Source organism: Pseudomonas sp. A214, from assembly GCF_900156295.1.
Taxonomy (GTDB): Bacteria; Pseudomonadota; Gammaproteobacteria; order Pseudomonadales; family Pseudomonadaceae; genus Aquipseudomonas; species Aquipseudomonas rhizophila.
In genome coordinates, this window is the sequence record NZ_LT707062.1 from 1,918,644 (window position 1) to 1,931,754 (window position 13,111).

At 60.0% G+C, this 13,111-nt stretch carries 9 protein-coding genes; 1 reads left to right on the top strand and 8 read right to left on the bottom strand.

Annotated features, from left to right (window positions below; translation table 11 throughout):
* The 8 genes from BW979_RS08680 to yaaA all read right to left on the bottom strand — a co-directional run bounded on the left by BW979_RS08680 (position 1) and on the right by yaaA (position 11,788).
* A complete protein-coding gene (locus tag BW979_RS08680) occupies positions 1-1,452 on the bottom strand; it encodes an alginate O-acetyltransferase (protein ID WP_076383622.1) in 1,452 nt (483 codons plus the stop codon).
* Between the two features lie 11 nt (positions 1,453-1,463).
* Positions 1,464-3,056, bottom strand: coding sequence for a mannuronan 5-epimerase AlgG (gene algG / locus BW979_RS08685; protein WP_047228842.1), 1,593 nt, complete (start codon positions 3,054-3,056; stop codon positions 1,464-1,466).
* Between the two features lie 26 nt (positions 3,057-3,082).
* Positions 3,083-4,567: an alginate export family protein gene (locus tag BW979_RS08690; RefSeq protein WP_047228909.1), complete on the bottom strand. Its 1,485-nt coding sequence runs from the start codon at positions 4,565-4,567 to the stop codon at positions 3,083-3,085.
* 5 nt (positions 4,568-4,572) lie between these two features.
* Complete coding sequence (gene algK, locus BW979_RS08695) at positions 4,573-6,078, bottom strand: alginate biosynthesis TPR repeat lipoprotein AlgK (RefSeq protein ID WP_269458132.1); 1,506 nt, start codon at positions 6,076-6,078, stop codon at positions 4,573-4,575.
* Between the two features lie 15 nt (positions 6,079-6,093).
* The gene (locus BW979_RS08700) at positions 6,094-7,263 is read right to left on the bottom strand and encodes an alginate biosynthesis protein Alg44 (protein ID WP_047228844.1); all 1,170 of its coding nucleotides are present in this window, start codon (positions 7,261-7,263) and stop codon (positions 6,094-6,096) included.
* Between the two features lie 35 nt (positions 7,264-7,298).
* On the bottom strand, positions 7,299-8,780 hold the full coding sequence (gene alg8 / locus BW979_RS08705; RefSeq protein WP_370695168.1) for a mannuronan synthase: 1,482 nt from the start codon (positions 8,778-8,780) through the stop codon (positions 7,299-7,301).
* Between the two features lie 100 nt (positions 8,781-8,880).
* Entirely contained in the window at positions 8,881-10,197 is a 1,317-nt protein-coding gene (locus tag BW979_RS08710) for a nucleotide sugar dehydrogenase (protein ID WP_076383623.1), read from the bottom strand.
* An 811-nt stretch (positions 10,198-11,008) separates the two neighbouring features.
* Entirely contained in the window at positions 11,009-11,788 is a 780-nt protein-coding gene (yaaA, locus tag BW979_RS08715) for a peroxide stress protein YaaA (protein ID WP_047228847.1), read from the bottom strand.
* 177 nt (positions 11,789-11,965) lie between these two features.
* On the opposite strand from yaaA, the gene BW979_RS08720 reads away from it, so the two are divergent.
* On the top strand, positions 11,966-13,090 hold the full coding sequence (locus tag BW979_RS08720; RefSeq protein WP_047228848.1) for a polysaccharide deacetylase family protein: 1,125 nt from the start codon (positions 11,966-11,968) through the stop codon (positions 13,088-13,090).
* The last annotated feature ends 21 nt before the right edge of the window (positions 13,091-13,111 follow it).

The following is a 13,111-nucleotide window of genomic DNA, read 5'->3' on the forward strand; positions in this document are numbered from 1 at the left end:
TCATTGTCCGATTTGAGCCGTTTGTTGCCCGGCTTGCGGAGATGCGTTGCGTTTGCAGACTTTCGCTTCGATTTGCTGTGGCTCGGCACCGGCTTCAGGTCCCTGGACTTCTACAGCCAGCAGGTTCTGGGAAGCCCAGTCCTCGTCGGTGCGCAATTGGAAGGCGAAACGTCCGTCGGTTTCGGAAGTGTCCGGTTTTTCGATCTTGATATCCTCGTGGCGCCCATTCATGTACCAGAGGGTGGCTTGTAAGGTTTTCACCGACGTATCGGCGAAGCGGATATCGATCTGGTGGCTGCCGTTACGCAGGTCCATGTTCTTGCTGTTGACCATCAATTCGTTCTTGCCGGGCTTGAGGGCAGTCTTGCTGCTCATCAGCGCGGGCTTGCCTTCGCAACCGTTGTTGTCCAGCAGCGCCATCATCTGGCGATAGATGGTTTCCTGGTCCAAGCGATACAGCGGCGAGAATTCCCAGATGAGGATTTTCGGCGGGCTCTTCTGGAATTCTTCGCTGCCCAGGTACTGGATCATCGCGCCTTCCAGACCGCCGCCGGGGAAGGCGACGTTGAGGACGTCGGCGCCGATGGCTTCTTGAAGGAAGCCGGCGAAGTTGTAGTTCTTGCCGCTGTGACTGGTGCCCACGAGGGTGATTTGCGGATCACTGGAGTCGCCGAACAGGTCGCCGTCGCCGGCCTCGCCTTTAGGCTCGGTGGTGAACTGGTCCATGTACTGGACCGCGTAGCTGGTGCCGCACAGCTGGCCGGCCATGTTGTGCAGGGTGCCGGTCTTGCCCATGCGGCCGGACTTCTTGGTCTCGAACTCACGCTTGGGAATGTCGGCAAAGGCCGGGATCTGCTTGACCTTCTCGGCCACGATCTTCGCCGTGCGCTGGGCGCCGTACGGGGTCCAGTGCTGGTCGCCACGGAAGTAGAAATCGTGGGCCGGCAGGGTGTCGGGCAGGTTTTCGTTGGTCAACGGCGACAGGTCCGGCACTACATAACCCATCTGCGCGAAACGCCCGAGCATGCTCTTGTAGTTGGTCAGGGCCTTGTCGAAGTCGTAACTGGCCTTTTCCTGAGGGTTGAGTTTGTTGCGGTTCACCAGGCCCCGGGTCGGTTGATACACAAGCACCAGCTCAACGCCTTTTTTCTTGAACGCGTCGTGCAACTGCTGCATGCGCTTGTAGCCGGCCGGGGTGGTATTGAATTCGGTACGCAGGTCTTCCTGGGTACGGAACAGCCAATCACCCTGGGCCTGTACCAGCGTGGTGAAGTTCTGCTGATAGCGCGTGGTGTAGTTCTTCGCGTCATAAGCAGCCGGGCACAGGTTGCAGCACGGTTCGGCAGTGAACACAGGCGCTGTGGTTTCAGCGGCGCGCGCGCCGCTTGTGGCGGCGAGAATGCCGGCAGTCAGGGCGGACAGGCCCAGAAGTTTGATCATCTGTGGGTTCATAAAGGTCATCCTCAGTCCCGCAATTCAGTCTGGCGTTCGACAGGGTCGATCAGCACGGCTTTCTGCTGGCGCACCAGCAGGTCGAGAATTTCATCCTGGCGCTCGCCCAGGATCCCCGAGAAGCTGATGCCGCTGGATTTGGTCGGCGCGAGCATGGACACGCGGTAGAGCTCAACGCTCAACGGTGAGTCGATGGACAATGGGCCGCTGCCGTTGGCAGCCAGTTCACCGCCGACCACGATCAGCGAGACCTGGGCGTCGAACGGGTCGAGCTTGATGTCCCGGTCGGTGTCGGACAGGTCCTTGATGTGGCCGTAAAGACCGGTCAGGCCGTTGGCCATGGACACGTTTTCGTAAAGGCGGATGTTCACGCTGTTACGAATCCGGATGCCGTGGCGCCGGTTGCTGATCACTTTGTTGCCCCACAACAGGTTGTCACCACTCTCGTAAAGCGTGATGCCGTCGGTGTGGTTCTTGTAGATCTCGTTGTAGGCGATCAGGTTGTTCACGCTGTTACGGTCGATCACCAGGCCCGAGAGTTTGTTGTCGTAGCTGCGGTTGTTGAAAATGAAGCTGTCGTTGACCTCACGGGAAATAATGATCCCGTGCTTCTTCTTGGTCCCGTAGACGGTGTTGTCGGCGATGATCAGCCGATGGGAACGGTCGTGGGGGTCAATGCCGTAGACGATGTTGTCCTTGTAGGTGTTGCCCTTGACCACAAAGTCGTTGGTTTCGTAGCAATAGAAGCCGTACCACATGTCCGAGAACTCGGAATCGATGATCCAGCCGGTCGGTTCCGGGCGCTTGAGGACCTTGGCCATGTTGGGCGTGTACTGGGAAATACTGACCCCGTACGACTTACTGTTGGCGTAGCCGAAGCTGGCCATTTTGGTATTGACGATGTAAGTCTCGGTGCCGCCCCAGGACAGCAGGAACGGACGGAATTCGTTGGCCGAGCGGAACGTGGCGGGGCCATTGTCCTTTTCGCGCCAGCCAGTGACCTTGGTGTCGCGGATGAACATCTTTCCATCGTTGACCAGGAAGGAGCCGCCCTCTTGGGACAGGCGCAGTTCCTGGGTCTGTTGGTCGATTTCCAGAATGCCTTTTTCACCCACCACAATCGGAATCCTGGCCAGGAAGACACCTGGCGAGGTTTCCCTGAGGTACTGCTTGGGCACTTTCTTGGCCAGGTCCTTGAGGTTCATGTAGCCATCGTCGATGAAGATGGCCTGTGGGATGCCGTGCTGGCGCACCACCCACTCGGCCATCTTGTTGTCACCGCCGATGAAGTCCTTCAAGGCGTTTTCCTGCATCATCCGGCGCACGCTGACCTTGCCGGGCTTGCTGCGCACGATCTTGGCCGCGGCCGCTTCGGCGGTGAAGCCTGTGAGGTCGGGCAGGGTCGGCGCAGCCAGTTCCAGCGGAGCGGTCGGCGCGCTGCTGACGGTGTAGGTCTTGGCCTGCTGCAGTTCCTTGACCACGTTGCCCGGTTTGACCACCGGTTCAACGTTGGCGAACGCCGACGAGCCGGCCAGCAGCATCGCTGCGGCCAACAGGCTGATCGAACCTTTCATCGCCTGGCTGTTCCTGAGGTAGCGGTTCATATCGGGCACTCCCATGGTCATTCGCATCAGAAGCGCCAGATCACGTCGACAAAGGCGCGATGCATGTATGAATCGACCTCTTTGCCGTAGGCGTCGCCAGGCTTGAACACACCGCCGCGAAAGCGCACCAGCGCCGACGGCTCGTCGATGGACTGGCTCAGCGCTGCCGGCAGCAGGCCTTGCTTGAAGTACTTGGTGACCACAAGGTCGACTTCCTGGCCCAGGTCCTTGTTACCGTCGCGCAGTGGCAGGGACGAGGTGGACAGGATTGCGCCGGTCACATCGTCGGTGTTGTTTTCCACCGCGTTGATGCCGTTACTGCCCACGGGCTTGTTGCCGTCCACGCGCCAGAACTTGTGGTACACCAGGCTTGCGTCGTATTCGTCACGCAACTGCCAGGAACCGAACAGGCTGGCGCTCTGGGTGTTGGCCATTTCGCCACGGAAGGCTTCACCGAAACGGTGGACCCGCGAGCGGGTACCGGTGTAGTTCGAGCGGTTGCTTTGCAGACCGTTCTGTTCGTAGTCCTCGCTGGCGCGGGCATAGGCCGCACCGACTTGCCACTGCGGATCCAGGCGCAGACGGATGCCCAGGTCGGTGGCCCAGCCATCGACGTCGTCACTGCGCTTGAGTTGCGTGGGGCGCGTGCCATCGGCGTTGAGCGGGTTGACGGTGTCGCGATCGCCGGTCATGCCGGTCAGGCTGGCCCAGTAATTGACGGTGTTGGTGTTACGCCAGTTGTAGGCGTCACTGTTGGCTTCCAGGCCCAGCCAGGACAGGTCACCGTTCTGGGTCTTGTCCAGGGAATCGGTGGCTTCGCCCGGGGTCGGGTAATCGAGACTGCCATTGTCGTGGGTATGGTGGGCACGGATTCCGGCCCACTGGCCTGGCATCCACTGGTAGCCCACGTCACCGTAGACGTGCAGGCGGTCCTTGTCGTCAGGCGACAATTCCTTGAGGTCGGTGCGGTATTCGCTGAAGCGCTCGGCGACACCCAGGTTGGCCCGCAACAAGGTGGTATCGAAGGTCCAGTTCAGGGCTTCGATGTTGGTGTCGCGCCATTGGCCGTCTTCGTTGCGCAGGCGTTGGCGACCGAATTTCAGCTGTTCGCCCGGGTAAGGGGTCAGGCCCCGATAGCCAATCCAGAATTCGCGCATGGCCAGGTAGTTCTTCTTGACTTCGCGATCACCGCTGTCGGTTTGCGCGGTCGCGTCATCGGACTGTTGCAGGGTGTCGGTCTCGATGGTGTCGGTAGACGTCACGGCCTGGGCCATGGCGTAGGCGCTCCAGGCCCCGCGCTCACCGTAGATCCACGGACGCAGGTCCAGACCGATACCGTTGACGTCGCCGCCGCGCTGGGTGCCGAGGTCGCGATCGTCTTCGGACTGGGCGGTGATTTTCACGTCCAGGCCGAAGTTCTGGTCTTCAGTCAGGGCCGCCAGGGTCGGACAGGACCACAGCAGGGCAAACGACAGGCCAATACCGGCCTGCACAAAAGGATTGAGCTTCAAAGGCTTCATAGAGGTTCCTCGCCGTCATCTTCTTTTAGGGCTTGCAGTTCCAGCGTATCGGGGCTCATGGAGCCGCGAATGGCCTGCTCTTGTTGTAGCAGGCGCTGGGCTTGTGCAAGCTGGTTCGGCGGTAATTGGGCTTCGAGGGTCTGGGCAAGCTCGATGGCTTGCGGGGTGTTCTGGGCCTTGGCCAATTGACTGAACACATAGGCATTGACCGGGTCGGGCTTGGTGCCCTTGCCTTGGGAGAACAACTGGGCAATGGCGAAATCGGCGCTGTTCTGGCCGTTACGGGCGGCCTTGAGCAGATGGTCCAGGGCCTTTTGCGAGTACACCTGGCCCAGGTAACCACGGCGATAGATCTGGCCCAGGTAGTAATCGGCGGCCACTTCGCGGCCAACGGCTTTCTGGAAATGCGCTTCGGCGACCTTGGCGTCAGCCGGCACCCATTTGCCTTCGTAGTACAGCTTGCCCAGCAACAGATCGGCACGTGGCTGATCGGCGGCGCGGCCGTTTTCCAGGTACTGCATCATCTTGTCGACGTCACCCAACTCGGGGAAGTCGTAGAGAATCTGCGCCAGGCTGACCCAGGCAGCGGGATAGCCAGGGGCGATGCCTTCGAGCAACGACTGTGCGGTTTTTTCGTCGGTCTTGCCCAGGCTCGCATCGGCCAGGACACGGGCGACGCTGTCCACACGCTGGGCGGAGACGGTGCCACTCTGGTGACCGGCCTGCATTTGCTTGAGCAACTCGGCCTGCTGTTCAGGCTGGCCGCGTTTCTGATAGACCGTGGCCAGTTCGACGTAGCAGATGTCGGTGGTGGCCAATGCCGCCTTGCAGACTTTTTCCACTTCATCCAGATGCTGGTCGTAGGTGCCCTGGGTGCGATAGAGCAGAATCTGCGCCAGGCCCGCTTCCGGGTAACCGGCGCTGCGCCATTGGCTGATCTGCTGCTGAGCGTTGACGTTCGGGAAGCTTTGGGGATATTGCAGGTACAGCATCGCCAGCGGGATCAGGGTGCCGCCCTGACCGTTGGCGAAGGCTTTCTTCAACAGGCCTTCGGCTTCGTGCTTTTCCGCTTCGCTGGAGCCTGGCTTGGCCACCAGCAGGCGGCCCAGGCGAGCCTGGGCCCGTGGCGAGATATCGGCCGCGGCGCGGTAAGTCGCCTCGGCCTTTTTCATCTGCTCGGGGTCGCGGCTGTCCACCTGGATGTCGGCCAGGCCGACCTGGGCTTCGCTGTAGCCCAGGTCTGCCAGTTGCTGATAGTTCTGCTGCGCCAGCGTCGTGTCACCGCGCTTGAGGGCTTCGTTGGCCAGGCGCTGGTCGGGCAGACCGGCGCAGCCGCTGAGGCCGATTGCCAGCGCCAGCGCACACAACGCATACCCTGTGTGGGAGCGAGCCTGCTCGCGATGCGGGCGGCTCGATACACCAGGCACACCGCTTTGATCCCATCGCGAGCAGGCTCGCGCCCACAGGGTATGCGGCGTCTTGTTGTCTTGTGGAGTCGTCACGAGCATGTCCTCCGCTTAAATACCGACAGCCATGGCTTTGTCGATCAGCCAGTTCAGGTTCGGGCCACGGTCGCTGGTAACTTCTACCGGCCGGCCGGCCAGCGAGCTGTCCAGGGGTTCGTCAGGCTGGATCAGTACGCGGATATCGGACGACAGGTCGGCACTTTTCAGGCTGGTGCTGCTGACGATCTTGCCGGTACGGGTGGTGTCTTCGCCGGCAACCTGGAAGCTGACCGGAGTGCCTGGGCGCACGTCGCCGAACTGGCGATAGGAGAAGCGTGCTTCAACGTTGGCTTCGGTGCCCCGTGGGACTAGTTGGAAGATCACGTCACCCTTGCTGGCGTACTGACCGTCGGACACCAGTTGCTGGGACACGATGCAGTCGCACGGCGAGGTCAGGGTGCCGGTCATTTGCTTGCCGAACAGCTCCTCGACCTTGGCCGGTTGCAGCTGGTTGTCGTCCAGATGGCCCTTGAGCACATCGAGCATGCTGGTGCTGAACGTGGCCAGCGGGGCGCCTTTGGCGGCAACGCCGTCAGCCTTGACCAGACTCTGCACGGTGCCGTCGCGCGGCATGGTGATAGCCATGCCCGGTACGTTCACCAGGCCCGCCTGGGCGTGGCTGACGAAGTACATGCCGTACACCGACTTGAAGATGAAGCCGAATGCCGCCAGGCCGACGATAAAAATCGCCAGGCTGAAGGTCACGGCCCGCAGGCGGCCCAGGGCGGTCATGCCACCGTTGTCGTCCTTCTGCTTGCGCGCCTTGGTGAAGTTGTCGCGTTGCAAAGTCGCCAGCACATCGCCGACGCCGACGATGTCGCCGGCCAGGTGCGAGGTGATGATGTGACGCAGCGTCGAGATGTCCCGAGGCTCCAGATTCTGGAACTGGCAACCGGTACGACCGGTCTGGCGGTCGTAGGAGCGAACCTGCAGTTCCACGTCCATGGCCAGGCCAAGGTTGTCGATCACGAATTGCAGGCGGCCTTTGTACGCTTCGCCGACCTTGAGCGGCATCTGGCCGGCGTTGAAGCACAGGCCTCCGGCCGACAGGTCCAGGACCTTGACTTCCATGGGGGTACGGTCGGGACCGAAGAAGCGCAATTTGGCCGGGATTTTCACTCGGGCGTGTTGGCGCTGGGCTTCGGATTCATGCACTACGTTGACATTCACGGCGGTGTTCATAGGGGCGATTTCCTAGTTAATTCAGGCGAGTTCGGTCAGACCATCATCAGCAGCACGGCAACGAAAACGCTGCCGGCGGAGAAGGTCATGGTCCGAGACGACCAAGTGTTGAACCAACGTTGAAAGCTGGCGAGATCACGGGTCAGATGGGTGGGCTGGCGAGTCCAGGACTGTTGGTCGAGGCGGAAGAACACGTAGATCTTCACCAGCGCGCCAACGATCTGGTTGTAATACAGAATCGCCGGGTAGGCCGGACCGATCCGGTGTCCGGAGCACGACAGCAACAGGGTCAAGAGCAACCGGGTGATGCCGATCCACAGCAGGTACACCAGGATGAACGCGGTGCCGTACTTGAAGCTGGCAATCAGCGCCACGGTCAGGCCCAGCAGCGAGGTCCACATCGACACGCGCTGGTCGAACAGCACCACCGAGGTGAACAGGCCCAGACGCTTCATGCCCAGGCCCAGTGCCCGGGAGTTCTGCCGCAGGTTGTTGCCATACCAGCGGAACATCAGCTTGCGACTGGCCTTGATGAAGCTTTTTTCCGGCGGGTGCTCGACGGTGTTGATCGCCGCATCGGGTACGTAGAACGTGTCGTAGCCCAGGCGCATCAGGCTGAACCAGCTCGATTTGTCGTCGCCGGTGAGAAACTTGAAGCGGCCCAGGCGCCAGTGTTGCAGCGAGTCGCTTTCCACGTCGGCGATGAAGTCCGGGTTGGTGACCACGGTGGCGCGGAACACCGACATGCGGCCGGTCATGGTCAGCACACGCTTGGACAGGGCCATGGAGCACATGTTGATGTGGCGCTGAGCGAAGCGCAGTTTGTGCCATTCGCTCATGATGTAGCCGCCGCGCACCTCGCAGAACTCGTTGGTGGTCAGGCCGCCGACGTTGCCGAACAGCTGGAACCACGGCACGGTCTTGCGCACCACGCCTTCGCCGAGCACGGTATCGCCATCGATCACGGCGACCACTGCACGGTCGTCCGGCAAGTGGCGGGAGATGGCGCGGAAACCGAAGGCCAGGCCGTCACGCTTGCCGGTGCCAGGAATGCGCACGAAGTCCAGCTTGACGTGCTCTGGCGGGTTCATGCGGGCCCAGAGGCTCTTGACCAGTAGTTCATCGGACATTTCCACGATGGAGCAGACCACAGTGGTCGGCAGCCCGCAGTCGATGGCTTCGCGGATTACCGAACTGTAGACCTGGGCGGTCGTCAGCGCGTCGATCCGGAAGCTGGTGACCATCAGGTACACGTGGGACGGATCCGCCGCCTTGCCCAGCTTGCGTACCTTGCGGCGCAGATGCGGGTAGACGATGTACAGGAAGATCATGCCGCGCACGAAATGCGTCGCTCCCATGGAGTAACGCCAGATGCCCACGGCGCCGATCAGGAAAATGAAATCCTTGGATTCGGAATCGAACGTGGACGTGGGCAACGCCATGGCGATGCCCATCAATAAACTCAAGTAAAACAGCCAACCGGCGGCCTGAAGCAGGCCGTGCTTTAGCCTGTGCATAATCTGCATCCGTCTCTATCTCGGGCGGGCCTTGTGGGCGGCCCGATGGGTTAAGGCAGGCGAAAGGCCGGCCGGGCCTGGGCCCGGCCGGCAAACAGACTTACCAGCAGATGCCTTCGGTCCGGCCACTCGGGTTGGTGGCCTTGGACATGAAGCCAACCAGGTCGATGACCTGCTTGCCTTCCGGTACGTTCTCGGTCAGCGCGCGGAACTTCTCGTCGCGGTTGCCCAGGATGATGATGTCGGAGCCGTCGATCACCGAGTCGAAGTCGGAGTTGAGCAAGGACGAGACGTGAGGGATCTTCGACTCGATGTAATCCTTGTTCGCACCGTGGACGCGGGCGTATTCGACGTTGCTGTCGTAGATTTTCAGGTCGAAACCCTTGCCGATCAGCATTTCCGCCAGTTCCACCAATGGGCTTTCACGCAGGTCGTCGGTGCCGGCCTTGAAGCTCAGGCCCAGCAGGGCGACTTTGCGCTTGTCGTGGCTGGAAACGATGTCGAAGGCGTTCTGCACCTGGGATTCGTTGCTGCGCATCAGCGAGTTGAGCAGCGGCGCTTCCACGTCCAGGGAACCGGCGCGGTAGGTCAGGGCGCGAACGTCCTTGGGCAGGCACGAGCCGCCGAAGGCGAAGCCTGGGCGCATGTAGTACTGGGACAGGTTCAGGGTCTTGTCTTGGCAGACCACGTCCATCACTTCACGGCCATCGACGCCGACTGCCTTGGCGATGTTGCCGATCTCGTTGGCGAAGGTCACCTTGGTGGCGTGCCAGACGTTGCAGGTGTACTTGATCATCTCGGCGACAGCGATGTCCTTGCGGATGATCGGCGCATCGAGCTCTTCGTACAGCGATTGCAGAACGTCGCCGGAGGCTTTGTCGAACTCGCCGATAACGGTCATCGGTGGCAGGTCGTAGTCCTTGATCGCGGTGCTTTCACGCAGGAACTCAGGGTTGACCGCGACGCCGAAATCGACACCGGCTTTTTTGCCGGAGCAGTCTTCCAGAATCGGGATGACCACATTCGCCACGGTGCCTGGCAGCACGGTGCTGCGAACCACGACGGTGTGGCGGGTGGTCTTGTCGCGCAGAACAAAACCGATCTCGCGGCACACCGCTTCGATGTAGTTGAGTTCCAGATCGCCGTTCTTCTTGCTCGGTGTACCGACGCAAATCATCGACAGGTCAGTATCACGAATCGCTTCGGCGAAGTTGGTGGTTCCGCGCAGACGGCCTGTTTCAATACCTTGTGCCAACAGCTCGCCCAGACCGGGTTCAACGATCGGCGATTTACCGGCGTTGATCATGTCGATTTTGTCTTTGGCGACATCTACGCCAACGACATCATGGCCCCGTGCAGACAGGCAACCGGCACATACTGCACCGACGTAACCCAAACCAAATATGCTAATGCGCATCGCATTTACCTCTGTTTTTCACGCCATTAAATGGCCGGAGTTAATAGTGTTCAGCGGTCATAGTGCACTCGGAAGTGTGGAATGCAGGCGCCACAGTGCCGTGTGCAGGCATACTAAGTTCCGAGTGTCTAAATAAGTGCACTCAAGTTGTGCGCAATGCGGCCTAGTTGTTATGACCTGCCCTGTTATGCAGCCAGTCCTCGTATTCGGGAACGTTCGTGCAAAGGTCCTTCACCTCCGATCTCTGGCAAAAAGCCCACAAAATCAGAAGCTTGTGTGCTCTGGCGAGCACGTTATAGGGGCGCAGCCTTGGCCTTGTAGGGGATAGTAATGGTGCGTTATCTCCTGTCCTTTATAAGATGGATCCAAATAGGCGACCGTTTCGCTAAATTGCCATGACAACTTGGTTACTTGGATCGACGGCCTATGTAAGTCATCTCTTACACGCACGGCGAGAATCGTTACGGGTGGTATGAGCCGTGCAATTTCACATAGTTCCGATCCGCTCATCGCGATTTTCGAAATTTTTCGAAATATTATGAAAGATGGCACTGACCTCATGATGATGGCACTCACCGTTTTGACCTTTGATAACGGGGAGTTAAGGGGGGTAGATATTTTTGTGCCACTACCGAATAAAAAATTTGGTGCCACTACGTAAAAAACTGACAGGTGTCGAGTGAAACAAAAGTTAGCGAGGGAAGGGGGCGATTTATTGGCGTCATGGAACTGACGAAGTGGGCGGGGAAGTTGGATGACGTGTTCGGGTTTGATCAAGGCCCCTGATCAAGGGGCCATATAAAGATGTGCTTTATTCGGGGGCATGGTCACGCAGGAACACCAGTTTGTCCGCGCTCGATTGTTGAGCATTGAAACGGTAGCCCTGGGCATCGAACTGCTTGAGTGCTGCTGGATCGTTGATGCGTTCCTGAATCACGAAGCGGCTCATCAGGCCGCGGGCCTTCTTGGCGTAGAAGCTGATGATTTTGTACTGGCCGTTCTTCAGGTCCTTGAACTCGGTATCAATGACCCGCGCTTTGAGCGCGCTGCGTTTGACCGCCGAGAAGTATTCATTGGAGGCCAGGTTCAACAGTATGTCGTCGCCCTGGTCAGCCAGCGCTTCGTTCAGCCATTCGCTGATGCGTGTGCCCCAGAAGGCATACAAGTCTTTGCCGCGGGCATTGGCCAGCTTCGTGCCCATCTCCAGGCGATAGGGTTGCATCAGGTCCAGTGGGCGCAGCAAGCCATAAAGACCGGAGAGCATGCGCAGATGCTCCTGGGCATAGTCGAAATCGGCTTCGGCAAAGCTTTGTGCATCGAGGCCGGTGTACACATCACCCTTGAAAGCCAGCAGAGCCTGTTTGGCATTGGCCGGGGTGAACGCCGGCGTCCAGCTGCCGAATCGTGCGGCATTGAGACCGCCGATCTTGTCGGAGACGTGCATCAGCTCGCTGATCTGTGCCGGCGAGAGTTCGCGCAACTGTTCGATCAGTTCCTGGGAATGATCCAGGTACTGCGGCTGGGTAAAACGCTCGGTGGCCGGCGGTGTTTCGTAATCGAGGGTCTTGGCGGGGGAAATCACCATCAGCATGTAATCGTCTCCTTCAAAGGTGCGGCGATTCTAGGGGGTTGTCCGGGTGGACTCCAGCTATTGGGGTGATAGGTGATGGATGGGCAAGCCTTGCTCCCACCGAGTCCTCTGACCACAAGGGTATTGCGTCAGGATCGGCTATGATGCGGCGCGGGTTTCGTTATGGAGACATCCCTTTTGCGCATCGTCCTTCTATTGTCGGCCTGGTTCCTGAGTTTCGCGGCCATTGCCGCACCCAGCGACATCGCCACCCTGGACCGCAGCACCTGGCCGGAACAGCTCACCAGCCCGACGCTGTTCGACGTGGCCTCGCGAGCCGAGATCCTGATGTTCGCCCGGGTCCTGCTGGACACCGATGCCATGGACGAAATCGCCCTCAAGCAGCACCTGGGGCTGCGCACAATCAATATGGCGGCGATCGACACCCTGCGCGCGCGGTTGTGGCAGCGACTGCTGAGCAACTACAACTTCGCTCAGCAAAGCTGCGATCAGGACGCTTCGTTCTGTTTTCTGGTGGAAGACCTGGCGACGTTGCGCGAAGAGGCGGGCAGGCTCACGCTCGATGAAAACTCCTACTACATCAAGTGGGCTGAGCCGAGCCGGATCTTCCACGCTCAATATCTGGACGAGTTGCTGCGCAAGGCCGCGTTGTTTCCGCAGACCAGCAGCGAAATTGCGCGTTTCGGCGATTACGAGCGCAACGGTGATGATCTGAATGACCGGCTGTTCCTGCTGACCTTCGACAGCGCGGCCAACATCACGCCGGACAATACCCCGTGGCTGACTGAATACCTGCGCAAGTCGAACATGAACGGCACCTTCTTCGTGCTGGGCAAGGACATCCAGGCGCGGCTTGCAGAGCGCTCGGTCAACCACCTCCAGGCCTTGTATTCGGGGCAATGCGTCGGTGTCCAGGGTTGGGAGTTCCGCTCCCACAGCCATTGGCAGGATTGGCAGGACTCGGTGCGGCGCAGCGTCGATCTGGTCAAGGGCAAGCTGCCGGAAAACTACGTGCCGCTGTTTCGCCCGCCCCAGGGCCAGCGCCGTGGCGATGCCGGCGCATTTTTCCGCAACCAGGGCCTGCAGGTGGCGCTCTGGGATATCGACCCTCAGGACAGCGCCGGCCGGCTCAACCCCGAGCAAAGCGCCCAGCGCACACTGACCCTGATGCTGTTGTGGCGCCGCGGTGTGATCAATTTCAACGTCAAGCAGGATGCGCTGAAAACGGCGCTGCCCTGGCTCATTACGCAAACGGCGCAAAGCGGGATCGGCTGGGAAGATTGTCGGGTCGCGTTTCGCTGATTTGGCCAAAGGCCCGGAAAC

What these genes read in the sequence shown, in the direction of transcription:
- BW979_RS08680 (WP_076383622.1), bottom strand. Translation starts at nt 1,452, where the DNA reads ATGAACCCACAGATGATCAAACTTCTGGGCCTGTCCGCCCTGACTGCC.
- algG (WP_047228842.1), bottom strand. Translation starts at nt 3,056, where the DNA reads ATGAACCGCTACCTCAGGAACAGCCAGGCGATGAAAGGTTCGATCAGC.
- BW979_RS08700 (WP_047228844.1), bottom strand. Translation starts at nt 7,263, where the DNA reads ATGAACACCGCCGTGAATGTCAACGTAGTGCATGAATCCGAAGCCCAG.
- alg8 (WP_370695168.1), bottom strand. Translation starts at nt 8,780, where the DNA reads ATGCACAGGCTAAAGCACGGCCTGCTTCAGGCCGCCGGTTGGCTGTTT.
- BW979_RS08710 (WP_076383623.1), bottom strand. Translation starts at nt 10,197, where the DNA reads ATGCGCATTAGCATATTTGGTTTGGGTTACGTCGGTGCAGTATGTGCC.
- yaaA (WP_047228847.1), bottom strand. Translation starts at nt 11,788, where the DNA reads ATGCTGATGGTGATTTCCCCCGCCAAGACCCTCGATTACGAAACACCG.